Raw genomic sequence first — 26,029 nt, forward strand, 5'->3', positions numbered from 1 at the left:
CATTTGTGACCGTCGCGCCGCGCTCAGCCCTGCACTTTGGTGTAGGTGCCTTCGCCTGCCAGAATGCCGCGGAAGCCACCCGGCTCGTCAAGCGAGAACACGATGATCGGCTTGTTGTTATCGCGTGCGAGCGCGATCGCCGAGGCATCCATCACGCCGAGGTTCTTCTGCAGAACTTCATCGTAGCTGACGGTGTCGTAGCGCTTGGCGTCGTCGAATTTCACCGGATCCTTGTCATAGACCCCATCGACCTTGGTGCCCTTGAAGATCGCCTCGCAGGACATCTCGTTGGCGCGCAGCGTCGCGGCGGTGTCGGTCGTGAAATAGGGGTTGCCTGTGCCGGCAGCGAAAATGCAGACCCGCTTCTTCTCGAGGTGGCGCACCGCGCGACGGCGGATATAGGGCTCGCAGACCTGATCCATCGGAATGGCCGAGATCACGCGGGTGAAGACGCCGAGGCCTTCCAGCGCGGATTGCATCGCCAGTGCGTTCATCACCGTCGCGAGCATCCCCATGTAATCGGCCGTCGTGCGCTCCATCCCCTGAGCCGAGCCCGCAAGCCCGCGGAAGATGTTGCCGCCGCCGATCACCATGCAGATCTCGACGCCCAGATCGCGCACCGATTTCACTTCATGCGCTATACGCGAGACGGTCGGCGGATGCAGGCCGTAGCCTTGGTCGCCCATCAACGCCTCGCCCGAGATCTTCAGTAGCACGCGATTGTATTTGGCCGCGGGATGCGTCTCGGTGCTCATCTGATCCTCCGATGGGCTGTTGTCATTGGCGCGCAAAATGATCCAAATAGAGCCGGGGTTCAACCTCTTGCGAAAGCGTAGAGCCCCGAGCCCGCCAGAAAGCCTGCAAGAGCCGCCGATGCCGCCTGCCCTGCCCGAAATATCGCCGCGAACGCCCGTGCTGATCGCGGGAGCGACGGCGAGCGGAAAATCGGCGCTGGCGCTGTCGATCGCCGAGGCCGAGGGCGGCGTGGTGATCAATGCCGACGCGCTGCAGGTCTGGTCTTGTTGGCGGGTGCTGAGCGCGCGCCCTTCGCCCGAGGAAGAGGCCCGCGCGCCGCATGCGCTCTACGGTCATCTCGATCCCGGCGCCGACTATTCCGTCGGCCACTGGCTGCGCGACGTCACCCCGTATCTGGAAGCATTCCACGCAGGCGGGCCGCGCCCGATCATCGTGGGCGGCACCGGGCTCTATTTCACCGCCCTGACGCGAGGACTGGCGGAAATCCCTGAAACGCCACCGGAAATTCGCGCCGAGGCCGATCAGCGGCGGCTCTCGGAAGGCCATGCCGGGATGCTGGACGAGTTGGACGATGCGACCCGCGCGAAGATCGACGCGCAGAACCCGATGCGGGTGCAGCGCGCGTGGGAGGTGCTGCGCGCCACCGGCGAGGGTCTTGCTGCGTGGCAGGCCCGCACCCCGCCGCCGCTTCTGCCGCTCGACACCCTGGCGCCGCTTCACCTCGATCCGGATCGCGACTGGCTGGCGGACCGCATCGACCGCCGTTTCGACCTGATGCTCGAACAAGGCGCGCTCGACGAGGTCCGCGCGGTGGAGCCGATCTGGGATCCGAACGCGCTCTGGGCGAAGGCGATCGGGGCGCCGGAATTGATCGCGCATCTGCATGGCGCGCTCGACCTGAGCGAGGCGCGAGAACGCGCACAGGCGGCAAGTCGCCAATATGCGAAGCGGCAGCGCACTTGGTTTCGTGGCCGCATGAAGGCGTGGCACAAGATCACGTAGACTGTGACCCCGCGGCAACTGCGCGCCCGGACTTCTCTGGAAAACTCCTTGGTTCACGCGAGAGTTGCGGGCTATCCTCCCGCCGAAATCGCGTAGGATCAAAGCATCGTGAAGCTCTTTTCGACACCGCCCCTTTCGCAGCTCTCGCAGGCCAAAACCGTGAAGCCCGGCGCAAGCGGCTCGCCCGGCCCGGCGCAGACCGCGACCGACCTGCCGAGCCCCCCGAGTGAGCCGCGGCTGGTGCAGATCGCGCATCTGGCCAAAGGCGGGCGCTGGCGGGTGGAGGCGATGCGCGCCCATTCCGAACCCTGCCTGCTGTGGTTCTCGCGCGGGCAAGGCCGGATCACACTGGGCGGCGTGACCCGCGGCTACGGCCCCAATAACGCGATTTTCATCCCGCCGGGCGTGATGCACGGCTTCGAGATTTCCAACCAGACACACGGTCAGGCCCTGTTCTTCGGCCGCGACACCGACATCACTCTGCCGCCTGCCGCCCATCACCTGCGCATCCGCGAAGCGATCGCGCAGGGAGAGATCGGCTCGATCTTGGAGGCGATCCAGCGCGAAAGCGAAAGCACGCGCCCCGCCGCCGACCGCGCGCTGCGCAGCCATCTGGGCCTGCTGAGTGTCTGGCTCGAGCGGCAGATCGCGAGCAATGCGAACGAGGCGATCCGGCCTAGTGCTGCGCGCCGTCTCGTCACGCGCTACGCCGTTCTGGTCGAGCGCGAGTATCGCGCGGGAACGCCGGTCGCGGATATCGCGCGCGAGTTGGGCGTCACGCCCACGCATCTATCGCGCGCCTGCCGCGATGCCTGCGGGAAATCGGCGCTGGAGCTGATGCAGGAACGACGGCTTTACGAGGCGCGCCGCCTGCTGCGCGACACACCCGTCCCGATCAAGGATATCGCGCAGCTTCTGGGCTATCGCAGCCCGGGCTATTTCTCCCGCGCCTTCCAGGCCGGCACCGGCAGCACGCCGAACGCCTTCCGCCGCGCGAGCTGACCCGCGTCGCGACAGGCCACCTGCCCGATCCATCCGACCCAGCGACACGAAAAAGGGCCGCGCCTTTGCAGACGCGGCCTGGGGTTTGGGGAGGTAAACCCTATCAGAAGAACCCGAGCTTGTTCGGGTTGTAGCTGACCAGCATGTTCTTGGTCTGCTGGTAGTGATCGAGCATCATCTTGTGGGTCTCGCGACCGATGCCCGATTGCTTGTACCCGCCAAAGGCCGCATGGGCCGGATAGGCGTGGTAGTTGTTGACCCAGACGCGACCTGCCTCGATCCCGCGCCCGAAGCGATAGGCACGCGAGCCGTCACGGGTCCAGACACCGGCGCCAAGGCCGTACATCGTGTCATTGGCGATCTCGAGCGCCTCGGCCTCGTCCTTGAAGGTCGTGACCGACACCACCGGGCCGAAGATTTCCTCCTGGAAGACACGCATCTTGTTGTGGCCCTTCAGGATCGTCGGCTGGATGTAGAAGCCGTTCGCCAGATCGCCGTTGAAGCGCGCGGCGTCACCGCCGGTCAGCACCTCGGCCCCTTCTTCGCGACCGATGCTCAGGTAGGACATGATCTTGTCATGCTGCTCCTGGCTGGCCTGCGCACCGACCATCGTCTCCATCGCGCGGGGATCGCCCTGCTTGATGGCTTCGACGCGGGCGATGCAGCGCTCCATGAACTTCTCGTAGATGTCTTCCTGAATGAGCGCACGGCTCGGGCAGGTGCAGACCTCGCCCTGATTGAAGGCGAAGAGCACGAAGCCCTCGATCGCCTTGTCGAGGAAGGCGTCATCCTCGGCCATCACGTCCGAGAAGAAGATGTTGGGCGATTTGCCACCCAGCTCGAGCGTGACCGGGATCAGGTTCTCGGTCGCGGCCTGCATGATCTTGCGGCCCGTCGCGGTGGAGCCGGTGAAGGCGATCTTGGCGATGCGCGAGGAACTCGCGAGCGCCGCGCCGACTTCCGCGCCATAGCCGTTGACGATGTTCAGCACACCATCGGGCAGCAGGTCGGCGATGACTTCCATCACCACGAGGATCGCCGCCGGGGTCTGCTCGGCCGGTTTCAGCACGATGCAGTTGCCCGCCGCCAGCGCAGGCGCCAGTTTCCATGCCGCCATCAGCACCGAGAAGTTCCACGGGATGATCTGACCCACGACGCCCAGCGGCTCGTGGAAGTGATAGGCGACGGTGTCGTTGTCGATTTCCGACATCGTGCCTTCCTGGCTGCGCAGAACGCCCGCGAAATAGCGGAAATGGTCGACGGCGAGCGGAATGTCGGCCGCCGTGGTCTCGCGGATCGGCTTGCCGTTGTCCCAGGTCTCGGCGGCGGCGATCAGGTCGAGATTTTCCTCGATCCGGTCGGCGATCTTGAGAAGGACGTTCGAGCGCTCGGCAGCCGAAGTCTTGCCCCAGGCGTCTTTCGCGGCATGCGCTGCGTCGAGCGCGGCTTCGATATCCTCTGCGGAGGAATGCGCGACTTCACAGACCTTGCCGCCGGTGATCGGCGTGATGTTGTCGAAATATTTACCGTTTTTCGGGGGCACGAATTTGCCGCCGATGAAGTTGTCATAACGGTCGCGGAACGGCGAAACCGAAACGCCCTTGAATTCAGGTGCCATATCGTTGGCCATTGGTCTTCCTCCCAGATTTGAGCGCAACCGACAGGGCTGCGCGCCATGGGATAAGCCTGCCGAACCGCGCGCCCTGCGCATAGCCGCTCTGCGCTGGTGGAATGCATCATCTGTCTCGCGCCTGAGACAGGTGCAGCCGCAGCATTGAGGATTTGCAGGCGCGCTGAGACTATCGAAGACGGCGTGTGTCGCGCTCGCGTAAGTAAGCGAAGTCCTGAGACACGTGGATTTCACGACGGCAAGTCGTTCCGGACCCTCTCGCCCGGATCAGAAACGCGCCGTCCATCCCAGCGAAACCCCCATCGCCGAACTCTGTCCCGGCTCGTAGACGAGCCCCGCACCGAGCCGCCCGATCCCGGCCTTGCGCGAATAGCCGATCTGCAGGTCGGGCTGAGGCGCCACGCTTTCGATATTCACCGAGGCTGTCGTCATCACGACCTTTTCGGAGCGCGTATTTCCGATGGCTGCGCCGACAGCGGTCGGAACGCTCATCGTCAATTTCCCCGAGGCGAGCGCGATCGGCGTCGAAACCCCGACAGAGAGGCGGTCGTCCCCGGTCAGAAACCCGGTCTTGCTCAGGCCAATGGCATAAGCGTTCGACCGCAGCCCACTCCCGGATTGGAGCAAACCGTTCCCGGAGAAGCTGGAGCTGCCATTGGCGGCCGTAAGCTCGAGAGTTGCCCCGTCTCCGAGAGCGACATTCATCCCAAGCTGTACGAAATGGGTATTGCTCGAAAGTCCGCCGCCGAACGCGCCCCCCACCGAGGTGCCCAGGAAACCGCCGTCTTCGTGCAGGTTGCCGACGGTCATCGAAAGCGTGCTGGCCCCGAACCGGGCATTGAGCGAACCGGCGATATATTGCGAGCTAACATCGCCCGCGCCGCCGCCTGCCTGCGAAATCGAGGCCGATACGCCATCGCCGAGACCGATTTCGTAGTGAAGCGCGGAGTCGGTGTCGAAAGATTTCAGATAGGGCGCGGCCATCGCGGCACTGTCGACCCATTTCGTTCCGGCAATCGCGGAGCTATCGCCATGCGACAGCGACAGGGTACCGGTGCCTGCGCTGAAATTGACCGGAGCGGTCGCCCCCATCGCGAAAGTCTCGGTGGAGGCCTGCGCGGCGCGGGCATCGGCATAGTCGGCCACGAAGCTGCTCGCCGCCACGTGATAGCCGCGATCATAGGCATCCGTGACGATCATCCGCTGATTGGAGAGTGTCGCGCGCAGCGCGCCTGCGACACCGCGGGTTGCGCTGATCGTGCTCTGGGTGGCGGGCACGGAAGGACCGTCGAGCGAGCTGGTCGTCTCGACTTTCAGCGTTCCGGCCGGTGCCTGAGCCTGTCGCAGATTGAGTTCGCCCCAGCCATAGATCGGGTCGATCCCCACCGCACCGAGATCGGTTGCGCTGTTTTCGAGGATCTGCACGATCTGCTGACCGGTGAGCTCGGGGAACTCGCTCTTGAGCGCCGCAACCGCGCCGGTGACATAGGGCGTCGCCATCGAGGTCCCGCTCATATAGGCGTAATCGCTTCCAAGATCGCTCGGATAGGTCGAGAGGATATCCACGCCCGGCGCGGCGAGACAGTAATTCATCGCCTCGCCACAGCGGTTGGAAAAACTGGCGATCTGGTGGTTGCTGTCCACGGCCACGACGCCAAGTATCGAGCCTTCCATTTCCGGGAAATACTCCGGCAGGCCCGCCATCAGGCTCGGATTGGCTCCACCGTCATTGCCCGCTGCGAACACGCTGACCATGCCCGCCTTTGCCGCCGCGTCGAGCGAGTCGATGGTGGCCGACCCAAGCTGTTGGCGGATCTGGTCGGCGCTCGAAAACTGGTCGATCGTGAGTGTCTTGTTATTGCCGTCGACATAGGCCCAGCTGTTGTTCATCGAGACCGCACCGGCATTGACCGAGCGCGTGACCGCATCGGCGTAGCTGCCCGCAGGCACCGAGCCTCCGACGCCTTGCAGGATCATCAGCTTGGACCCCCAGGCGATCCCCTCGATCCCCTGCCCGTTCTGCACACCGGCAACGATCCCGGCCACATGCGTGCCGTGCCCGTCGGTGTCGGTGACGTCAGAGGTGTTGTCGAAATAGCTGTAGGAGAGCGCGCCATCGATGTTGCCAGCGAGATCGGGATGGGTCACATCCGCGCCGGAATCGTAGATCGACACGAGCGTTCCCAGCCCATAGGCCCCCTCGGCGTAGCGATAGGCTGCCTCGGTCTGCGCAAGGCCGCCGCTTGCATAATACTCGTCAGTCTCAAAACTGCTGACGCTGCCGCCAGTGCCGGTATACGGCGCGTTGCCCGAGGGTGGCGGCTGGGTGTTGCTCGAGGAGCTGGATGAGCTCGAGGACCCGCCTCCTCCTCCCCCCGCAGCGGCGGCCAGCCCCACCACACCAAGGCCAAGGAGCAAGAGCATGCTGTTGGAGCCGGTCACCGATGTCGTGCTGGCCGCGGCAGTGTCCGCAGTATTTCCCGAAGTGGTATCAGGCGAACCGGGCGCGGCGGCGGGAGCCTGCGCGAGACCGTAGGAGACCGTCGTGCGACCCGCGAGCGCGATCCGTTGAGTGAGATCCTGTGCATGCACCTGTGTGACGGCAAGCGAGGTCAAAGCCGTCGCCGCCAGAATACGTCCCATCGTCATCAAGATCCCTTTCGCGGAAAAATGCCTGCTTCGCGGAGGTCCGGTCTTCTTTTTGTCTGGATAGCCTCAGCGATACTGTGCTTCTCCCCTTGCTTCAACGACACTTGAGTTAAGCATCGGTTAAACGCGCTGGCATGTGTTGATCGCGACGCAGGGAGCCCTCGGAAAATTCATCAGAGCGCGCTTGGAAACGCAGTGGACACGGTGCGAAACCTCAATGTTTCTTGACCCTACTTCACGAAGTCACAGATGGCGGGACGTCGGATGCGCTGCGCCTCGCAAGCATGCCGGTTGCTTCGGATACACGAACAATTGAAACGTCATCGCGGCGCTCGGTCGGGTTGCATCGGCCCCTTTCGGCACAATCTGCAGCGTAGCGGGTCGCGTACCGCGGCGCGCGACGTTGAGCGAACAGCACGCATCTATGACAGAACAGGCGGCCAAACGCCCCGCGTCTGACTTACGTCGATGCGCGCTCAACCAAGCTCCATCGTTGCGATGGTTTGCAAGGACGCCGTCGTCTTCGGAGCGGTGCCGCGATACATGCGCGCCGTCTCGAAAGCCGGGGTGAAGCCGCACTCCGACAGACGGGCCCTGAGTGGCGCGTTGCTCTCGGGCAGGTCGATCGAGACGGGCGCAGTCGGAAAGCGGTTCGCCGCGGCACGTGCCAGCCGCATCGCATCGTCACTCCGCTCGGCAATGATCGGCCCGATCTTGAGCCCCTCGCGACATTGCCTGACGGTCGCGAAGCCTGTGCCATCGCTGAGCCGGACGGTCTGACGGGATGGGCCGGGCGCGAGCCAGCGGCTCAGGAAAGCGTCCCGCCGCACGCCAGATGCCTGCGCATCGAGCGCAATGAGGTGCTCAAGGTCAGCATGCTCGGCCAGCACGATGCCCGTGTCGTCTTCGCATGACAGCACCCCCGTGAGCCGCAAACTCGCGCCCTGACGCCGAAACCCGGAGCGCGCGTAATTGTCCTGCTGGGCCGCCACACCATCGAGGCCGACGCTGCGCTCTCCTGCATGGCGCAGCGCATGTTGCCACAAGGCGAACCCGATGCCCTGCCCCCGGGCTTCGGGTTTGCAGATATAGAGACCCAGAAACGCGGCTTTCTCGTCATGATTGACCACAGAGATCGCGGCCACAGGCGCGCCATCCACATCGGCGACAAAGAACCCTTGGGGATCGGCTGCGTAGAAAGCCTCGGCATCCGCGAGGCCGGGGTTCCAGCCCTCGGCGGCGGCCCAGTCGAGAACCGTCTCCAACTCTGACAGATCGGCATTGCGCAGGATCATGCCCCCAAGGCCTCACGCAGGCTCGCAGGCGCGGAGGTGCGGTTTCGCAAGTCGAGAGAGCTGAGGAGGTCGAGAAGGTGATTTTTCATCAGCTCCTCCGCCAAGTCGGCATCGCGTTCCGCGAAGGCGCGCATCAAGGCATGGTGGGCATGGCTTTCGCACAGGGCCCCGCGCCGGTGCCAATAGAGCGCGATGATCAACGAAGACCGCGCGACCAGCTGGGTGATGAATTCGGTGATCGTGGCCTGATCGGCAATCCGTGCGATCTCGAGATGGAACTGCCCCGAGAGAAAGAGTGCCCGGCCCGCCTCGCCATCGTCGATCGCCGCGTGTTCTTCGTCGATATGACGTTGGAGGGCCGCGAGGTCGTCCTCAGTGATCCGCTCGGCGGCCGAGCGCGCGGTGCGCGGCTCGAGCAGAGCGCGCGCCTCGAACACCTCGCGCGCCTCGCGCACCGTGGGCTGCGCGACATAGGCCCCGCGGTTGCGCTTGAGTTCCACCAGCCGGTCATGGGCCAGCCGCTGCAGCGCGGCGCGGATGATGGTCCGCGAGACACCGTATATCTCCCCCAGCTCCTCTTCCGACAGCTTTGTGCCCGGCATCAGCCGATGCTCGTGAATCGCGAGCGCCAGATCATTGGCGATCGTATCGGGCATCGGGGCGGCGGGGAGCGGGTCGTTCATCTTGAGTTCCTTTCGTTCACACGATGCCCCGGGCGATCCGCGGAGGACAAGCTGGATCGCTTCGATTCGGATTGTATACAATGTTGTGTCGTAATTTTGCGCATGCAGAAAATTTTTCTGCTCAAATTCGAGGCAAGGTCGGATTCACGGCACCGTGAGTTCGGAAAATGATGGCGAGCTGTCCGGTTCGCACCGAAGGCTGAACCCAGATCAAAGGGAAGCGATGCGATGCGAACGGCACATGATCTCGAGCTGGTGAATCTGACGAAGCGCTACGGCGACACGGTCGCGGTGGACGCGATCAATCATGTCTTCGCGCCGGGCAGCTATGTCTGCCTGCTCGGCCCCTCGGGCTGCGGCAAGAGCTCGACCCTGCGGATGATCGCGGGCCATGAAAGCGTGAGCGAAGGCGCGATCCGCCTGAACGGCGTTGATATCTCCGCCCTGCCCCCGGCCAAGCGCGGCACGGCGATGATGTTTCAGAACTACGCGCTCTTTCCGCATCTCTCGGTCAAGGACAATGTCGCGTTCTCGCTGCGGATGAAGGGCGTCGACAAGACCGCGCGCCATGCCAAGGCGATGGAGCTTCTCGAACTCGTCGATATGGCGCATCTCTCCGAGCGTCTTCCCACGCAGCTCTCCGGTGGGCAGCAGCAACGCGTCGCGCTGGCGCGCGCGCTGGTCACCGAACCGGAAGTACTGCTTCTCGACGAACCGCTTTCCGCGCTCGACCCCTTCCTGCGGGTGCGGATGCGTGCCGAGCTCAAGCGGCTGCAGCGCGAGCTCGGCATCACCTTCCTTCATGTCACCCACGGGCAGGACGAGGCGCTCGCGCTCGCCGACGAGGTCGTGGTCATGAACAATGCCGTCATCGAACAGGCCGGACCCGCACGCGAGGTGTTCAACACGCCCCGGACCGAATTCGTGGCGCGCTTCATGGGCGGCCACAACGTGGTCACGCTCGACGGGCAGCTCCATGCGATCCGCTCGGATGCAGTGCGCCTTGGCCCCGAGGGGATGCCCGCGACGGTCAGTGCGATCGAATATCAGGGCGACCGCGTCGCGGTAACCGCCCAGGCCGAGGGCCAGGAACCGATCATCGCGCTGATGAGCGACGAGGCCTTCTATTCCAACGACATAAACCCGGGCGAGCAAGTGCGTCTTGCTTGGGATGAGGGGCGGCTGCACCGCCTCCGTGCCTGAAATCGATACTCCAACAGAGGGATAAGTGACAATGTCGAAAACCGGTTATACCCGCCGCTCGATTCTAAAAACCGGGGCGGCCGCGCTTGGCGCCTCCGCCCTGCCCGCGCCGATGATCTGGGCGCAGGAAATCAAGAACATCACGCTGCGCCAGTTCGGCACGGGCGTTTCGAACCTCAATGACGTGGCCAACAAGGTGAAGGAAGATCTCGGCTTCACGCTCGAGATGACCGCGCTCGATTCCGACGCGGTGACCCAGCGCGCGGCAACCCAGCCCGACAGCTTCGACATCGCCGATATCGAATACTGGATCTGCAAGAAGGTCTGGCCGACCGGCAACCTGCAGGCGATGGACACCTCGAAGATCAAGAATTACGACAAGATCGTCGGCATCTTCAAATCCGGCAAGCTGACGCCCGAGAGCGTGATCGCCCAAGGCACCGCGCCCTCGACCGTAGGCTTCGTCGAGGGCCCCGGCGGCACCACCTTCGCCGAGAGTGAAACCGGCTGGATGACGCTGATCCCGACCATCTACAACGCCGACACGCTGGGCATCCGTCCCGACCTGATCGGGCGCCCGATCGAGAGCTGGACCGAACTGCTGAACCCCGAGTTCAAGGGCAAGGCCTCGATCCTCGACATCTCCTCGATCGGCATCATGGACATGGCCATGGTCTGCGAGGCGATGGGCGAGATCCAGTATGGCGACAAGGGCAACATGACCCGCGAAGAGATCGACAAGACCATGGCGATCTTCACCGAGGCGAAGAAGAACGGCCAGTTCCGCGCCTTCTGGAAGACCTTCGACGAGAGCGTGAACCTGATGGCCTCGGGCGAGGTCGTGATCCAGTCGATGTGGTCGCCCGCGATCACCGCGGTGAAATCGCGCGGAATCGACTGCGTCTACCAGCCCCTGAAAGAGGGCTATCGCAGCTGGGGCGGCGGTCTCGGCCTGTCGAAGTCGCTCTCGGGCATGGAGCTCGATGCGGCCTATGAATACATCAACTGGTATCTCTCGGGCTGGGTCGGCGGCTACCTGATGCGTCAGGGCTATTACTCGGCCGTGCCGGAAACCTCGAAGGACTTCATGTCGGACAACGAGTGGGGCTACTGGTTCGAAGGCAAGCCCGCGACGGATGTCATCACCAGCCCGACCGGCGACAAGCTGGCCGAAGCCGGCGAGACCCGCGACGGCGGCTCCTTCTACGACCGCATGGGCCATGTCGCGTGCTGGAACGCCGTGATGGACGAGAACCAGTACATGGTTCGTAAGTGGAACGAGTTCATCGCCTCGTGATGAACGAAGGTGGGGGGCTGTCTGCCCCCCACACCCCCCGAGGATATTTGAGCCAAGTCGAAGGGCAGGATCGCGATGAAAGTGACCCGCGAGACGGTGACGGGATGGTTGCAGGCGGCGCCCCTGACGGTGGTGTTGCTGGGCTTTCTGGTCGCGCCGATCATTACCATCGTGATCGTCAGCTTCTGGCAGGCGACCGAGTTTTCGATCATCCCCGCCTTCAGTCTTGAGAATTACGAGTTCCTGTTCGGCTCGCCGGTGACCTACAAGGTCTTCGCCGCGACCTTCAAATACGCCTTCCTGACCTGGGCGATGACGCTCGCGATCGGTTTCACTGTCGCCTATTACCTCGCCTTTCACATCCGCAGCCAGACGATGCAGATCGCGCTGTTTTTGCTGTGCACGATCCCGTTCTGGACCTCGAACATCATTCGCATGATCTCGTGGATCCCGTTCCTCGGGCGCAACGGGATTGCGAACCAGACGCTGATTTCATGGGGCGTGATCGACCAGCCGCTGGAGTGGCTGCTCTATTCCGATTTCTCGGTGATCCTCGCCTTCGTGCATCTCTACACGCTGTTCATGGTGGTGCCGATCTTCAACACGATGATGCGGATCGACCGCAACCTGATCGAGGCGGCGCGCGACAATGGCGCGAGCGGGTTCCAGACGCTGGTCCATGTGATCATCCCGCTGACCAAACCCGGCATCATGATCGGCACGATCTTCGTGCTGACGCTGGTGATGGGCGATTTCATTACCGTGCGGTTCATGTCCGGGTCGCAGCGGGCCAATGTGGGGCGGCTGATCTCCAACGATATCGCGCTGCTGCAATACCCGTCCGCGGCCGCCACGGCGGTGGTGCTGCTGTGTACCGTGCTGATCGTGATCGGGATCCTGCTGCGCTTCGTCAACATCCGCAAGGAGCTCTGAGCCATGGAGAAACGTCCGCGCAGCTTCTACGTCCTGACCGTCATCTTCGCGCTTTTCGTGCTGTTCCTTTACGGGCCGACGATCACCATCGGCATCCTGAGCTTTCAGGGCCCCGAGGGCGGGCTGACCTTCCCGATGCGGGGCGTGTCGCTCAACTGGTTCCACGAGCTGTTCCAGCAACAGGCCGTGGGCGATATCTGGGGCGCATTCCGGCGGTCCTTCATGCTCGGCCTGCTGGTCATGGTGACGACGGTCGTCGTCTCGGTCATGGCGGGCCTTGCCTTTCGCAAGAAATTCCCGGGCTCCGGCATTCTGTTCTACCTGACGATCGCCTCGCTGGTGATCCCCTCGATCCTGATCTCGCTGGGCGTGGGGCTGATCTTCAACCAGCTCGGATTGAAGGTGCATTGGGCGACCTCGGGCTTCGGCTCTCAGCTGACCTGGACGCTGCCTTTCGGTCTGCTGATCATGTTCGCGGTCTTCAACCGCTTCGACAAAAGCTTCGAGGAGGCCGCGCGCGATCAGGGCGCGAGCGCATGGCAGACGATCCGCTTCGTGGTGCTGCCGATCATCGCGCCGTCGCTGATCGGGGTGGCGCTGTTCGGCTTCACGCTGAGCTATGATGAATTCGCGCGCACGCTGCTGACGGCGGGCAGCTACAACACGCTTCCGCTCGAGATCTTCGGGATGACGACGAATGTGACGACGCCCGTGGTCTATGCCCTGGGCACACTGACCACGGCGTTTTCGCTGCTGATCATCGGGGCGTTCCTGATCGCCGCCTGGGTGATGGCACGGCGGCGCGCACGGCTTGGCTCGGATGCCGGGAAAGGCGTTTGATCCCAGATGCGCATTCTCTACATCAACCCGAATTCGACGGCGTCGATGACCGATCAGATCGTGGGCATCGCGCGGGCCGCGCTGCCGGACGCCGAGATCGTCGGCTGGACGAATGCGGAGGGGCCACCCGCCATCGAGGGCCCCGAGGATGGCGCGCATGCCGTGATCGGGCTGAAAAAACAGCTGCCCGAGGCGAAGAGGCTTGGCGCCGACCTGATCGTGATCGCCTGTTTCGACGATACCGGGCTCGACGAGCTGCGCGCCGCCGCGCATTGCCCGGTGATCGGGATCGGTCAGGCCGCCTATGTGATCGGCGCGCTGGCGTTCGGGGCGTTCTCGGTGGTGACCACGCTGCCGGTATCCGTGCCGGTCCTCGAGGAGAATATCGCGCAGTACGGGCTTGCGGGCGCGTGCATCGCGGTGCGCGCGAGTGGCGTCCCGGTGCTGGCCGTCGAAGAGGGATCCGAGCCGGTCCGCGCGCGCCTCTCCGAAGAGATCGCCGCAGCCGGGAAGGAAGGCGCACGGGCTGTTGCGATGGGATGCGCAGGCATGTCGCATCTGCGCGCCGATCTCTTCGAGAGAACCCGCGTTCCGCTGATCGACGGTGTCATCGCCTCGGCGCATCTGGCGCGGGCGATCCGGGCGACCCTGAGTTGAGATCAAACGTGTTCCTGAGGGCGAGGCACCCTGCCTGTTCCCCTGCCGCTCAGACCCCGAGATTGAGCGCCTTGGCCTTGCGGTAGAACGTTGCCCGCCCGATGCCGAGATCGCGCGCGGCCGCCGACACATTGCCGCCGTTGCGGGCCAGTGCGCGGGCCATTTCGGAGCGTTGCGCCTCTTCCAGCCCGTTGCGGATGCCGTGTTCCAGCAGGTCCGACGCCGGAAGCTGGCCGATCTGCCCGGCCTCGATCCCGAGATGCCTGCGCGCGGCGCGGGTCGCGCCGACGACCAGATCGTCGCGGTCGAGCGCCAGCAGCATCACGCCCTGCGCCCCGGTCTCGCCCGAGCCGGTCGAGAGAATGCGCGCGCCGTCATAGGAGGCGCGGAACAGGTCCGCCTCGATCCGATGCGCCGCGTCCTGCACGGTCAGCGCCACGAGCCGCGCATAGCCCTCGGTCATGTCAGAGCGCGCGGAGCTGACATCGATCACCCCCGCCAGATCGCCCTGTGCGCCGAAGATGGGCGAGCCCATGCAGGTCAGCACGGTGTTGCGGGTGCGGAAATGCTGATCGCGCCAGACGGTGACGGGGCGCGCCTCGGCCACGCAGGTGCCGATGCCGTTGGTGCCCTCGACCCCTTCGGACCAGTCCGAACCGGGCGCGAGGTTCGAGGAATGAAAGTCATCGACATCGGCGTCGCGCAGACGTTCATCCAGCACCAGCCCGCCCGCATCCGACAGCAGAACCGTGCAGCCCGCATCGCCTGCCGCGCGCGACAGCCGGTCGAGCACCGGCGAGGCGATCCGCATCATCAGACCCGCCCGCTCGCGGCGCTCGCGCATCTCGGCCTGGGTCAGACGCTCGTTGCGCCCACCGGTTTCGGGGTCGATGCGATGATGGATCATCGAGCGGCGCCAGCTGGCCGCGAACCCCGCCCGCGTGGCGGATTTCGGCGAAGAGACGACCTCGCGCACGATATCGGCATGTTGGCGCGGAACGCCCGTATGCAGTGACGGCATGCGAAAGCCTCCCTCTCTTGCGCAGCCTATGAAAGCCCAAGCAGGTTAGGCCGATTCGGACCTTACACAACGTAAATTCCCGCTGAGCGAGCCGGCACCTGTCTCGGGGGTGAGACAGTCGCGGCTCAGTCCTCCTCGTGCCGCCGCCCGCGAAATCCTTGGGCGACCACGAATTTCTCCGAACTGTCCGAGCGCGAGGCCGGTGGTTTCACATTGGCGACCTTGGTGAAGTTTTTCTTCAGGATCGTCATCAGCCCCTGCTCCGCACCGCCTGCGAGGACCTTGGCGACGAAAGTGCCGCCCTCTTCGAGCACGTCGAAGGCGAACTCCGCCGCCGCTTCGCACAGCGTGATGATGCGCAGGTGATCGGTGTTCTGGTGCCCCGAGGACGAGGCCGCCATATCCGACATCACCACATCCGCAGACCCGCCGAGCCATTCCTTGACCTTGTCGTCGGCGCCTTCCTCGAGGAAATCGAGCACATGGATCTCGGCCCCCGGGATCGGATCGACCTCCTGCAGGTCGACGCCCAGAACGGTGCCGACCTTCTTGCCCGATTTCTCGCCCAAGGCGTTCACGCGCTTGACGGCCACCTGACACCAGCCGCCGGGCGCGCAGCCCAGATCGACCACCCGCGCGCCGGGCACGAGAAAGCGATACTTGTCGTCCAGCTCGAGGATCTTGTAGGCCGCGCGTCCGCGATAGCCCTCTTTCTTGGCGCGCTGCACGTAAGGGTCGTTGAGCTGCCGCTCGAGCCAGAGGGTCGAGGACAGCCTGCGCCCCTTCGCCGTCTTCACGCGCACGCGCAGGTCGCGCTGCCCGCGTCCGGAAGTGTTCTTGCCGCTGGGTGTCTTCGCCATCATTTCATCTCTTCTAACACGCCGTCTCCGGCCATTTGCGCATAGAGGAGCCCCTCGCGCAGGCCACGGTCGGCAATGGACATCTGGTCGGTGGGCCAGACCCGCATCAGGGCCTGCAGGATTGCAGCCCCCGACATAATCAAAGTGTGCCGGTCGCGCCCGATCCGCGGATCCGAGCGCCGCCCGGCGGGGCCGAGTTGCAGGAAGGAGCGGATCACCGCGTCGATCTCTCCCGAGGTCATCGTCAGCCCGTCGACCCGGTTGCGGTCGTAACGCTTCAGGTTGAGGTGGCAGGCCGCAACGGTGGTGACGGTGCCCGAGGTGCCGATGATCTGGAACCCGTCCTGCGGGCTGCCCGCCGCATAGGGCGTGAAGTCCGCGAGCTTCTCCTCGAAGAACCAGCTCATCAGCGCAAAGCGCGCGGCATCGTCCTCGACATCGGCGAATTGATCCTTGAGCGTCGCGACCCCCAGCGGCACCGAAATCCAGTCCACCACCCGCGCCGCCGGGTCCGGCCCGTCGGGCTGGTTGAACCCTTGCGAGAGCCGCATGATCGCGCGGGCTCGGTCGCCGGGCGGCACATCTTCGAGGTCAATCCAGACCAGCTCGGTCGAGCCGCCGCCGATATCGACCACCAGCACTTGCTCGGAATTGGGTGACACCAGCGAGGCGCAGGAGATCACGGCCAGCCGGGCCTCTTCCTCGGGCGGGATGATCTCCAGCGGCAGGCCGGTCTCGCGGCGCACATAGCGGATGAAATCGCGCGCGTTCTTGGCCCGGCGGCAGGCCTCGGTCGCCACAAGACGCATCCGGGTGACCCCGTGGGTTTCGATCTTGCGTCGGCAGATTTGCAATGCCTGAACGGTGCGCGACATCGAGCTGCGCGACAAACGGCCATAGGTTTCAAGACCTTGGCCCAGCTGGACGGCTTTTGAGAAGCTATCCACCACCTGAAACTGAGAACCCCGTGGACGGGCAATCAGCATCCGGCAACTGTTGGTGCCAAGGTCGAGAGCGGCATATAGCCCCTCGCCGGACTTGGCGGATTTGGTCGCGGGGGACTCGACCTGAGCCGGTTTCACCGCCCGCGCGGGCGATGCAGCTGTCGGGAGCGCGCCCGCCGACCGGGGACGCTTGGGCGCCATGATTACGCCCTCCGATTTGAAGTTGCTCTAAAGCTATCGGTTTGCGCCTCCCGGTTCAAGGGAGCGCGACGCGGAAGTGATAGAAGGGCGGCGCTTTTCACGGGCCGCAAGCGGGTCGCCCCGGCGCGCCCTCAGACCGCGGGCAGGATCACCGTGAAGCAGCTGCCCTCGCCCTTCTTGCTGTCGACGCGGAACCGGCCACGGTGGCGCGCCACGATATGCTTGACGATGGCGAGCCCCAGCCCGGTGCCGCCCTTCTCGCGCGAGCGGTGGGTGTCGACGCGGTAGAAGCGCTCGGTGATGCGCGGCAGATGCTGTTCGTCGATCCCCTCGCCGCGGTCGATCACATCGACGCGATAGGCTCTGCCGCGCAGCACCGGTTCATGCGCGATCGCCGAGACGCGCAGCCGCACCTCGCCGCCCTGCCCGCCATATTTGATCGCGTTCTCCACGAGGTTGGAGAAGACCTGCGTGAGCTGATCGGGATCGCCCTGCACCGGCAAGGCCCCGGTCTCGCCCTCGGAGATCAGCTTCACCTTGGCCGCCTCGGCGACGGGTTCGAGCGTCTGCGTGACCCCCTTGAGCACCAGCGCCAGATCGACCCTGCCGGTGGGGCGCATCCGCTCCTCGCCCTCGACGCGGCTGAGCGACAGAAGATCGCCCACCAGACGGTTCATCCGCGCCGCCTCGCGCTCCATGATCGACAGGAACCGATCCCGCGCCGCCGCATCGTCGCGCGCGCTCGAACGCAGCGTCTCGATGAAGCCCATCAGCGCGGTCAGCGGTGTGCGCAGCTCGTGGCTGACATTGGCCACGAAATCGCGCCGCATGGCTTCGGCGGATTCGAGCGCCGTGATGTCCTCGAAACTCGCCAGAACCGAATTCGTGGCGAGCGGCCCTTCCGGCGCGGGCGGCAGCGGAGAGAAATGCACAAGCGTGATCGTCTCGGCCTGACCGGTCGGATGAAGCCGCAGGCGCACCGGGTCGGGCCGCGCACCGCGAAGCGCCGCGCTCACCGCGGCCCCGAAGCCGGGCTGGCGCAGCACCGTCACATAGGGACGCCCGAGAAACTGCGTACCGAAAAGCCGGTTGGCGGCGATATTGCCCTGCGCGATCCGCTCGTCGCGTCCGATCAGCAAAACCGCGCTCGGCAGCGCGTCGAGAACCTGTCCGATCGCCCCTTGGCTCATTGCCATGCCTCCCCGCCTGCCATCGCTGTCGCGGCAAGGTTTGAGCGATGCGGCGCGAGCTGTAAAGCCTTGCCATGTCCGAAAAACCGACCCCTGCTTCGGTTTTGCAACTCACGCTTCGCAGTCAACAATCAGTGCCTTGTGAAATAAGTGAAAAAACGCTAAACCTAGGCGTGTATTTCATGGGATCTTTCCGGATCCCGTCACTTACACCGCGGGGGCGATGAGGTTTGCACTATTACTATGTCAAGAACCCCCCGTTCCCGTCTCGCCTTACAAGCCGTTCTCTTTCAATGTGTGAAGGCGTCTGAGACCAGCAACCTGCTGCTGGTCGACCCCGCGCGTGAGCTGCCGTCTTCGCTCAAAGAGATCTCCGGCCAGGCGATTCAGGTGCTTCAATACGACCAGATCACCGCGCAAAAGATGGTGAAGCTGCGCCCCGAACTGGTGCTGGCTCCGCTTCTGTCGGAGAGGTTCGACATTCTCGACCTCGCGAAGCGGCTCGAGGAATTCGGGTTCACCGGCAAGCTGCGAGCCTATTCCCGCCCGCTGCCCAATATCTCAGCCATCCGGCAGGAGGTGCGCGCCGCGCATCCCCAGCTCAACTTCGACATCTTCACCCTGCCGGTAGATGAGTTTCGCGACAATTAACCGATCGCTTTGAGCCCCTTCGAGAAGCGCGCGGCATTCTCGCGATAATGTGCGGCGGAGCCCAGCAGCGCCTGCAGTGCCTTCTCGTCAAGCTGGCGGACCACCTTGCCCGGCGCGCCCATCACGAGGCTGCCATCGGGGATTTCCTTGCCTTCGGTGATCAGCGCGCCCGCGCCGATCAGGCAGCCCTTGCCGATCTTCGCGCCGTTGAGCACCGTCGCCCCCATGCCGATCAGCGAGCCGTCCCCGATCGTGCAGCCATGCAGCATCGCCTTGTGCCCGACCGTGCAATTCGCGCCGATCACCAGCGGAAAGCCCATATCGGTGTGGCAGACGACGTTTTCCTGAATATTCGAACCCGCGCCCACGCGGATTTCCTCGTTATCGCCGCGCAGAGTGGCGCCGAACCAAACCGAGGCCTCAGTTTCCAGCACCACCTTGCCGATCAGATTGGCGTCGGGCGCGACCCATGCGTCTTTGGCGATTTCGGGGGCGATCCCGTCCAGTTCGTAAATCATCTTGCCTCGAACTCCCTGTTCAGTTTTCGCACGAATTCACTCAACCCGGTCTGACGGTCGCGGCGGCTGCGCTCGGCGGTCAGGATGGTGCGCAACTGCTCTTCGGCGCGGTCAAGATCGTCATTGACCAGAACATAGTCATATTCCGACCAATGGCTGATTTCGGCGAGCGATTTTTCCATCCGGCCGTTGATCACGGCATCGCTGTCCTGCGCACGGCTGCGCAGCCGCTCTTCCAGCGCCGCAATCGAGGGCGGCAGGATGAAGATCGAGACCACGTCCTTGCCCAGCGAGGAGTTGCGGATCTGCTGCCCGCCCTGCCAATCGACGTCGAACAGCGTATCGCGCCCCTCGCCCATCGCGGCCTCCACCGGCCCTTTCGGCGTGCCGTAGAAATTGCCGAACACCTCGGCATGTTCCAGCATGTCGCCCTGATCGACCATCTTCTCGAACTCGGCGCGGGACTTGAAGAAATACTCCACCCCGTTGCTCTCGCCCGGACGCGGATCGCGGGTCGTGGCCGAGACCGAGAAGCGCAGCGTCGGGTCCCAGGTCATCAGCCGCTTGGCCAGCGTGGATTTGCCTGCGCCCGAGGGCGAAGAAAGGATAATGAGAAGGCCGCGGCGGCTGGTATCGGGCATCGAAATTACTCTACGTTCTGAATCTGCTCGCGCAGCTGGTCGATCGCGTATTTCAACGCCAGACCGATCCGCGTCAACTCCGCATCGCCCGATTTCGAGCACAGCGTATTGGCCTCGCGGACGAATTCCTGCGCGAGAAACTCGAACTTGCGGCCCACGGGGCCGGTCTCGGCCAGAAGCGCACGCGCGGCCTCGACATGGACGCGGAGCCGCTCGATCTCTTCGGTGACATCGGCCTTGATCGCGATCAGGGCCAGCTCCTGCGCGACCCGGTCGGGATCGACATCGGTCGCCTCCATCACCCGCGCAAGGGCGGCCTTCAGCGTCTCTGCAGCCTTCGGGGCGCGCGCGGCGGCGGCGTCAGCGGCCTCGTCGGTCAGCGCGGCGATCTCGTCGATGCGCGCGGCCAGCAAGGCGCCGGTCCGGGCGCCCTCTTCGCGGCGCATCGCGACGAAACTCTCCAGAACGGGCTCGAAACTCTCCAGCAGCGCAGCCAGCAGCGCCGCGGGATCCTCGATCGTGCCGCCCGAGTGATCGACCACTCCGCGCATCGCCATCAGATCGCTCGGCTTGAGCGGCGCCAGCGCCACGCCCTTGCGTTCGGCGGCGCGCTCGACCTTGTCGACGGCGGCAAGGGCGGCATTGAGCACGTCGGGCTCGATCCGCATCGCGGCGCTGCCAGCGGCCTGCGTGAGCTTGAGGTTCAGCGTGACATTGCCCCGCGCAACCCGGTCGCCGACCGCCTTGCGCAGCGCGGGCTCCAGCCCCTCGATATCGGGCAGCCGCAGCCGCAAGTCGAACCCTTTGCCATTGACCGAGCGCAGATCCCAGCTCCAGTCATGCCCCGCGCCGCTCCCCTGTCCGGCGGCAAATCCGGTCATCGAGACAGTCGCGGCGGCGGCGGGCGCCCCCTCCGGGCGCGGCTCTGGAGCGGGTTTAACCATTTAAGAGTTTCTTTCCCCATGTGACGAAAAAATGGCCTAACTTGGCCTTGGTAAGAGTTCAGTAACGATTTCGCCCTGACGGTCAACCGCAAGGCGGCACATGCCGCCCGATCGCCGGGCGCGAGACAGCCACCCCGCGCCCGTGCCGCGCGGGACGAAGTAAGGGTGATTGAAATGGATCGCGAGACCGACAGCAACGCCGCATCCCCCGCCTCGGCCAAAGGTCGCCGGATCGGCAACGAGCTGCGCGCCTATTGGGAGGCGCTGTTGGCCGGCCGCCCGATGCCCGCACGCGCCGATATCGATCCGCGCGGCATCGACCGCGCGCTGGAATTCGCCTTCATCCTCGAACGGGTCGCGCCGGGCATGGGGCGGTTTCGTCTCGCAGGGCAGCATATCTGCGACCTGATGGGGATGGAGGTGCGCGGGATGCCCCTGACCTCGCTTTTCGCGCCCGAAGGCCGCAAGCAGATCGCAGATCTGACCGAGGCCGTCTTCGCGCGTCCCGCCATCGCCGAGGCGCGGCTGGTCTCGGAGGCCGGGATCGGCAAGCCGGGGCTGGCCGGTCACCTTCTGATGCTGCCGCTGACGGATGATTTCGGCGCGGTGACGCGGGTGCTGGGGTGTTTCGTCGCGGAGCCTCTGCGCAATACGGGCGAGGCGGAAGACATCCACGATGCAGGCCGCGCCCCGCGCCGCTTCACGGTCACGGGCGCCCGGATCAAGCCGCTGGAGATGCCGCCCCAGCCCAAACCTGCCGGACGCGATTTCCGCGCCGCGCCCCAATTCGAGCAGCCCGCACCGATGCCCGCCAGTTCGGGCTTCGCCGAGGGCCAGACGCCCTACACGCCACGCCCAAAAACCCGCGCCGAGCATCTGGCAGAGATGACACCGGACGAGCGCCGCGCTATGTTCCGGGTGGTGCGTCAGGAGGGGTAGAGAAGCCCTCGCGCTGGCGCTCAGCTACAGCCCGCAACTTCCTATCACGCTTTGATTATTCTCTGCAGCGCCACACTTGAAAAAGGCCCGGACACAAAGGTCCGGGCCAATCAATCCGTTGAAACCTGCCGCAGCGCGGCGCGCGCTTATTGCGACGCGGCTTTCGCGAACTTGCGGCGGTCCTGCAGTTCCTCGGCGACGAGGAAGGCCAGTTCCAGCGACTGGCTCGCATTCAGACGCGGGTCGCAGGCGGTGTGGTAGCGCGAGGACAGATCGCCATCGGTCACGGCACGCACGCCGCCGGTGCATTCGGTCACGTCCTTGCCGGTCATCTCGAAATGCACGCCGCCGGGGATCGTCCCCTCGGCTTTGTGGATCGCGAAGAATTCCTTCACCTCGCGCAGCACGGACTCGAAGGGCCGGGTCTTGAAGCCCGAGGCCGATTTGATCGTGTTGCCGTGCATCGGATCGCAGGACCAGACGACATTCGCGCCCTCGGCCTCGACCGTGCGGATCAGGCGCGGCAGGTGATCGCCGACATTGCCCGCCCCGAAACGCGCGATCAGGGTCAGACGGCCCGCTTCGTTTTCCGGGTTCAGCTTCTCCATGAGCACCTTGAGGTCGTCCTCAGTGGTGGTGGGGCCGCATTTCAGGCCGATCGGGTTCTGCACGCCGCGTGCGAATTCGACATGCGCGCCGTCGGGCTGACGGGTGCGGTCGCCAATCCAGAGCATGTGACCGGTGCCCGCGATCGGCAGGCCGGAAGTGGAATCGATGCGGCAGAGCGCCTCTTCATATTCCAGCAGGAGCGCCTCGTGCGAGGTGTAGAAATCGACCGAAGCCAGCTCATGCGCGGTTTCCGAGGTCACGCCCGCGGCCCGCATGAAGTCCATCGCCTCCGAGATCTGATCGGCGACCTGACGGTATTTCTCGGCGTCGTCGGCATCGGTGAAGCCCGCGATCCAGCTTTGGACGCGGTGGATATCGGCGAAACCACCGGTCGAGAAGGCGCGCAGCAGGTTCAGCGAGGCCGCCGCCTGCGTGTAGGCCTGCAGCATCCGGTTCGGATCGGGCAGACGCGCTTCCGAGGTGAATTCGAAGCCGTTGATGATGTCGCCGCGATAGCTCGGCAGCTCGGTGCCGTCGATGGTCTCGGTCGGTGCCGAACGCGGCTTGGCGAACTGACCCGCCATGCGACCGACCTTGATCACCGGAACCTTCGCGCCCCAGGTCAGCACGACCGCCATCTGCAGCATCACCTTGAAGGTGTCGCGAATGTTATCGGCCGAGAATTCCCCGAAGGACTCGGCGCAATCGCCGCCCTGAAGCAGGAATGCTTCGCCGCGCGCGGCTTTCGCCAGCTCCGACTTCAGCGTGCGTGCCTCGCCCGCGAAGACCAGCGGCGGCATCCGCGACAGCTGTGCCTCGACAGCGTTCAGCGCCCCCTGATCGGGATAGTCGGGCATCTGAACCCGCGGTTTCGCGCGCCAGTCCGATTTGCTCCAACCCTTGCCCATCTGATCCTCCAAAAGCGTGGTCGTTTCATTCGGCGCCGCTTATAGACGTGGCGGGTCAGGGAAACAAACCCGAAATTGCATTTCCGCACGCCTGCGGGCCCCTCCGTAAGTTCCCCCTCTTGCGGCGGGCACCAATTTCCTGTTTCGGTGATTCACCACAGATGACGGATTGACGACATGCCTGATCCCCGCCCCACCCGTCGCCCAGCCCCTTCTCAGGGGATGATCCGGATCGCCCCGGACGCCCGCCAGCGCTCGGTCGTCTTCATGCTTCTCGACCGGTTCACGATGATGGCCTTCGCCAGCGCCATCGAGCCGCTGCGCCTCGCCAACCAGGTTTCGGGCCGCACGCTTTATACGTGGAAACTGGCCTCGGAAACCGGCGAGGATGTCACCTGCTCGAACGGCACGACCTTCCGCACCGATATCGGGCTGGAGGAACTGGGCCGCGATACGATGGTGCTGGTCTGCGGCGGCATCGACGTGGCCGAGGCGGTCACCAAGCCGCTTTTGAACTGGCTCCGGCGCGAGGCGCGGCGCGGCGCGACGATCGGGGGTCTGTGCACCGGCTCTTACGCGCTGGCCCGCGCAGGGCTGCTCGACGGCAAGCGCGCGACGATCCACTGGGAGAATGTCGACGCTTTCGCCGAGGATTTCCCCGATATCGAGCTGACCAAGGGTGTTTTCGTGATCGACGGCAACCGGGTGACGACGGCGGGCGGCACCGCCTCGATCGACCTGATGCTGCGGCTGATCGCCCGCGATCACGGCGAGGAACTGGCCAATACCGTCGCCGATCAGCTGATCCATTCCTCGATCCGCTCGGATCGCGACACGCAGCGGCTGTCGATTCCCACCCGGATCGGGGTGCGTCACCCCAAGCTCGCGCAGGTCATCGGCCGGATGGAGCGCAATATCGAAGACCCGATCAGCCCCGCGACGCTCGCGACCGAAGTGGGCATGTCCGCGCGCCAGCTAGAGCGGCTGTTCCGTCGCTACCTCAACCGCTCGCCAAAGCGCTATTACATGGAATTGCGGCTGCAAAAGGCGCGTAACCTGTTGATGCAAACGGAAATGAGCGTGATCAACGTGGCCATGGCCTGCGGCTTTGCGAGCCCGTCGCATTTCTCGAAATGCTACCGCGCGCATTACCAGACCACACCCTACCGTGAACGCGGCGCGAGCGCGGCAGGCGAAAAGGAAAGCCTGGACTCCACCGTGGATTTAGGGCCGGAAGACTCGCTCGACTGAAAATTGCGCAATCGACCCCCGCGCCTTTCACGAATTTGCACATAACCCCAAATTGCCGTTACGTCGCATTGCGCGCACCTTGACCTTCGGGTCCGTTTTTCGCGTCATCGCGCCACTCGCGGTTCTTCACATTTGACGAGCCGCGCACTAACCTCGCGCAAGAACGCGAGTTCCAACACGGGAGTGAACACATGAAAAAACTGCTTCTGGCTTCGGCTGCGATCGCGCTTGGCGCGACTGGCGCATATGCCGATGACGTGAAGATGGGCGTCCTGCTGGGCTTTACCGGCCCGCTTGAATCGCTCGCCCCGCCGATGGCGCAGGGTGCCGAGATGGCGATCAAGGAAGTCTCCGATTCCGGCAAGCTGCTGGGTGGCGACACCGTGACCGCAGTCCGCGGCGACTCGACCTGCGTCGACGCAGCAGCCGCGACCGCGGCAGGCGAAACGCTGGTCACTACCGACAAGGTCGCTGGCATCATGGGCGCAATGTGCTCGGGCGCGACCACCGCTGTCCTGCAAAACGTCGCAATGCCGAACGGCGTCGTGATGATCTCGCCCTCGGCGACCTCGCCGGCACTCTCGACGCTCGAGGATGATGGCCTGTTCTTCCGCACCGCACCGTCGGATGCGCGTCAGGGCGAAGTCATGGCCGACGAGATCCTCGAGAAGGGCATCAAGAACGTCGCCGTGACCTACACCAACAACGACTACGGCAAGGGTCTCGCCGACAGCTTCGAGAAAGCCTACAAGGCCAAGGGCGGCAGCGTGACCATCTCGGCCGCGCACGAAGACGGCAAGGGCGACTACTCCGCTGAAGTCGCATCGCTCGCTTCCGCAGGTGGCGACGCGCTCGTCATCGTCGGCTATATCGACCAGGGCGGCTCGGGCATCCTGCGCGGCGCGCTCGACACCGGCGCCTTCGAGAAATTCGTCTTCCCCGACGGCATGGTCAGCCAGACGCTCGAGGACAATTTCGGCTCGGAAATCAACGGCTCCTTCGGCCAGCTTCCCGACTCGGCAGGCGACGGCATGAAGACCTATCTCGGCATGGCCGAGAAAGCCGGCTTCGACGGCTCGTCGGCTTATTCGGGCGGTGCCTATGACGCGGCGGCTCTGATGCTGCTGGCGATGCAGGCGGCGGATTCCACCGACCCGAAAGTCTACAAGGACAAGGTCATGGAAGTCGCGAACGGCCCCGGCGAGAAGATCTATCCCGGCGAGCTGGGCAAGGCGCTCGACCTGATCAAGGAAGGCAAGCCGGTCGACTATGAAGGCGCGACCGCTGTCAACCTGATCGGCAATGGCGAAGCCGCGGGCACCTTCCGCGAAATCGCGATCAAGGACGACAAGATCGAGACGGTGAAATACCGCTAAGCGGTCATCAGAGCTGAAGCAGCCCGGAG

General features: G+C 64.6%; 24 protein-coding genes. 11 read left to right on the top strand and 13 right to left on the bottom strand.

Annotated elements, in window-relative coordinates:
* Nucleotides 1-23 precede the first annotated feature (23 nt).
* Nucleotides 24-755 carry a UMP kinase gene (gene pyrH, locus ACZ7GB_RS13120; protein WP_078550242.1) on the bottom strand — a complete coding sequence of 244 codons (732 nt, stop codon included), beginning with the start codon at nt 753-755 and terminating at the stop codon, nt 24-26.
* Nucleotides 756-873: 118 nt separating this feature from the next.
* Here pyrH and miaA point away from each other — a divergent pair, with 118 nt between their 5' ends.
* On the top strand, nt 874-1,758 hold the full coding sequence (gene miaA, locus ACZ7GB_RS13125) for a tRNA (adenosine(37)-N6)-dimethylallyltransferase MiaA (RefSeq protein WP_472159010.1): 885 nt from the start codon (nt 874-876) through the stop codon (nt 1,756-1,758).
* 108 nt (nt 1,759-1,866) lie between these two features.
* Nucleotides 1,867-2,760, top strand: coding sequence for an AraC family transcriptional regulator (locus tag ACZ7GB_RS13130; protein ID WP_078571025.1), 894 nt, complete (start codon nt 1,867-1,869; stop codon nt 2,758-2,760).
* 103 nt (nt 2,761-2,863) lie between these two features.
* Here the strand turns inward: ACZ7GB_RS13130 and adh are convergent, their stop codons facing one another.
* From adh to ACZ7GB_RS13150, 4 genes are all read right to left on the bottom strand, one after another.
* Nucleotides 2,864-4,390 (bottom strand): aldehyde dehydrogenase, encoded by a 1,527-nt coding sequence (gene adh, locus ACZ7GB_RS13135; RefSeq protein WP_078520760.1) that lies wholly within the window; start codon nt 4,388-4,390, stop codon nt 2,864-2,866.
* Between the two features lie 267 nt (nt 4,391-4,657).
* The gene (locus ACZ7GB_RS13140; protein ID WP_472159012.1) at nt 4,658-7,033 is read right to left on the bottom strand and encodes a S8 family peptidase; all 2,376 of its coding nucleotides are present in this window, start codon (nt 7,031-7,033) and stop codon (nt 4,658-4,660) included.
* 482 nt (nt 7,034-7,515) lie between these two features.
* Nucleotides 7,516-8,334 carry a GNAT family N-acetyltransferase gene (locus tag ACZ7GB_RS13145; RefSeq protein WP_078601355.1) on the bottom strand — a complete coding sequence of 273 codons (819 nt, stop codon included), beginning with the start codon at nt 8,332-8,334 and terminating at the stop codon, nt 7,516-7,518.
* The gene (locus ACZ7GB_RS13150; RefSeq protein WP_078550232.1) at nt 8,331-9,017 is read right to left on the bottom strand and encodes a GntR family transcriptional regulator; all 687 of its coding nucleotides are present in this window, start codon (nt 9,015-9,017) and stop codon (nt 8,331-8,333) included. The genes ACZ7GB_RS13145 and ACZ7GB_RS13150 overlap by 4 nt, the downstream gene beginning before the upstream one ends.
* A gap of 228 nt (nt 9,018-9,245) precedes the next feature.
* On the opposite strand from ACZ7GB_RS13150, the gene ACZ7GB_RS13155 reads away from it, so the two are divergent.
* From ACZ7GB_RS13155 to ACZ7GB_RS13175, 5 genes are all read left to right on the top strand, one after another.
* Entirely contained in the window at nt 9,246-10,220 is a 975-nt protein-coding gene (locus ACZ7GB_RS13155) for an ABC transporter ATP-binding protein (RefSeq protein WP_083077009.1), read from the top strand.
* A gap of 31 nt (nt 10,221-10,251) precedes the next feature.
* Nucleotides 10,252-11,517: an ABC transporter substrate-binding protein gene (locus ACZ7GB_RS13160; protein ID WP_472159014.1), complete on the top strand. Its 1,266-nt coding sequence runs from the start codon at nt 10,252-10,254 to the stop codon at nt 11,515-11,517.
* A 75-nt stretch (nt 11,518-11,592) separates the two neighbouring features.
* On the top strand, nt 11,593-12,450 hold the full coding sequence (locus tag ACZ7GB_RS13165) for an ABC transporter permease (protein WP_078601352.1): 858 nt from the start codon (nt 11,593-11,595) through the stop codon (nt 12,448-12,450).
* 3 nt (nt 12,451-12,453) lie between these two features.
* Nucleotides 12,454-13,290 (top strand): ABC transporter permease, encoded by an 837-nt coding sequence (locus ACZ7GB_RS13170; protein ID WP_472159015.1) that lies wholly within the window; start codon nt 12,454-12,456, stop codon nt 13,288-13,290.
* A gap of 6 nt (nt 13,291-13,296) precedes the next feature.
* Nucleotides 13,297-13,947: an aspartate/glutamate racemase family protein gene (locus tag ACZ7GB_RS13175; RefSeq protein WP_472159016.1), complete on the top strand. Its 651-nt coding sequence runs from the start codon at nt 13,297-13,299 to the stop codon at nt 13,945-13,947.
* A gap of 49 nt (nt 13,948-13,996) precedes the next feature.
* Here the strand turns inward: ACZ7GB_RS13175 and ACZ7GB_RS13180 are convergent, their stop codons facing one another.
* From ACZ7GB_RS13180 to ACZ7GB_RS13195, 4 genes are all read right to left on the bottom strand, one after another.
* Nucleotides 13,997-14,968, bottom strand: a complete 972-nt coding sequence (locus tag ACZ7GB_RS13180) for a GAF domain-containing protein (protein WP_078520769.1) — start codon at nt 14,966-14,968, stop codon at nt 13,997-13,999.
* A gap of 125 nt (nt 14,969-15,093) precedes the next feature.
* Complete coding sequence (locus tag ACZ7GB_RS13185; protein WP_078520770.1) at nt 15,094-15,828, bottom strand: RlmE family RNA methyltransferase; 735 nt, start codon at nt 15,826-15,828, stop codon at nt 15,094-15,096.
* The gene (locus tag ACZ7GB_RS13190; protein WP_078520771.1) at nt 15,828-16,973 is read right to left on the bottom strand and encodes a Ppx/GppA phosphatase family protein; all 1,146 of its coding nucleotides are present in this window, start codon (nt 16,971-16,973) and stop codon (nt 15,828-15,830) included. Before ACZ7GB_RS13190 ends, ACZ7GB_RS13185 begins: the two co-directional genes overlap by 1 nt.
* A 131-nt stretch (nt 16,974-17,104) precedes the next feature.
* On the bottom strand, nt 17,105-18,163 hold the full coding sequence (locus ACZ7GB_RS13195) for a sensor histidine kinase (protein ID WP_472159018.1): 1,059 nt from the start codon (nt 18,161-18,163) through the stop codon (nt 17,105-17,107).
* 390 nt (nt 18,164-18,553) lie between these two features.
* On the opposite strand from ACZ7GB_RS13195, the gene ACZ7GB_RS13200 reads away from it, so the two are divergent.
* A complete protein-coding gene (locus tag ACZ7GB_RS13200) occupies nt 18,554-18,814 on the top strand; it encodes a hypothetical protein (RefSeq protein WP_472159019.1) in 261 nt (86 codons plus the stop codon).
* On the opposite strand, the gene ACZ7GB_RS13205 is transcribed toward ACZ7GB_RS13200, so the two are convergent.
* From ACZ7GB_RS13205 to ACZ7GB_RS13215, 3 genes are read right to left on the bottom strand one after another with little or no spacing between them, the layout of a single operon-like run.
* On the bottom strand, nt 18,811-19,332 hold the full coding sequence (locus tag ACZ7GB_RS13205) for a gamma carbonic anhydrase family protein (protein ID WP_078520774.1): 522 nt from the start codon (nt 19,330-19,332) through the stop codon (nt 18,811-18,813). The genes ACZ7GB_RS13200 and ACZ7GB_RS13205 overlap by 4 nt on opposite strands.
* Nucleotides 19,329-19,973: a guanylate kinase gene (gmk, locus tag ACZ7GB_RS13210; RefSeq protein WP_472159021.1), complete on the bottom strand. Its 645-nt coding sequence runs from the start codon at nt 19,971-19,973 to the stop codon at nt 19,329-19,331. Before gmk ends, ACZ7GB_RS13205 begins: the two co-directional genes overlap by 4 nt.
* Before the next feature lie 5 nt (nt 19,974-19,978).
* The gene (locus ACZ7GB_RS13215) at nt 19,979-20,917 is read right to left on the bottom strand and encodes a YicC/YloC family endoribonuclease (protein WP_472159022.1); all 939 of its coding nucleotides are present in this window, start codon (nt 20,915-20,917) and stop codon (nt 19,979-19,981) included.
* A 174-nt stretch (nt 20,918-21,091) separates the two neighbouring features.
* On the opposite strand from ACZ7GB_RS13215, the gene ACZ7GB_RS13220 reads away from it, so the two are divergent.
* Nucleotides 21,092-21,856: a PAS domain-containing protein gene (locus ACZ7GB_RS13220; RefSeq protein WP_472159023.1), complete on the top strand. Its 765-nt coding sequence runs from the start codon at nt 21,092-21,094 to the stop codon at nt 21,854-21,856.
* 146 nt (nt 21,857-22,002) lie between these two features.
* On the opposite strand, the gene ACZ7GB_RS13225 is transcribed toward ACZ7GB_RS13220, so the two are convergent.
* Nucleotides 22,003-23,373: a class II 3-deoxy-7-phosphoheptulonate synthase gene (locus ACZ7GB_RS13225; RefSeq protein ID WP_078540799.1), complete on the bottom strand. Its 1,371-nt coding sequence runs from the start codon at nt 23,371-23,373 to the stop codon at nt 22,003-22,005.
* Between the two features lie 222 nt (nt 23,374-23,595).
* On the opposite strand from ACZ7GB_RS13225, the gene ACZ7GB_RS13230 reads away from it, so the two are divergent.
* Nucleotides 23,596-24,624, top strand: a complete 1,029-nt coding sequence (locus ACZ7GB_RS13230; RefSeq protein WP_108722344.1) for a GlxA family transcriptional regulator — start codon at nt 23,596-23,598, stop codon at nt 24,622-24,624.
* A 191-nt stretch (nt 24,625-24,815) separates the two neighbouring features.
* Entirely contained in the window at nt 24,816-26,000 is a 1,185-nt protein-coding gene (locus tag ACZ7GB_RS13235; RefSeq protein WP_078540798.1) for an ABC transporter substrate-binding protein, read from the top strand.
* Nucleotides 26,001-26,029: the final 29 nt, after the last annotated feature.

The organism is Thioclava sp. PTB-PU3-1 (assembly GCF_055666785.1).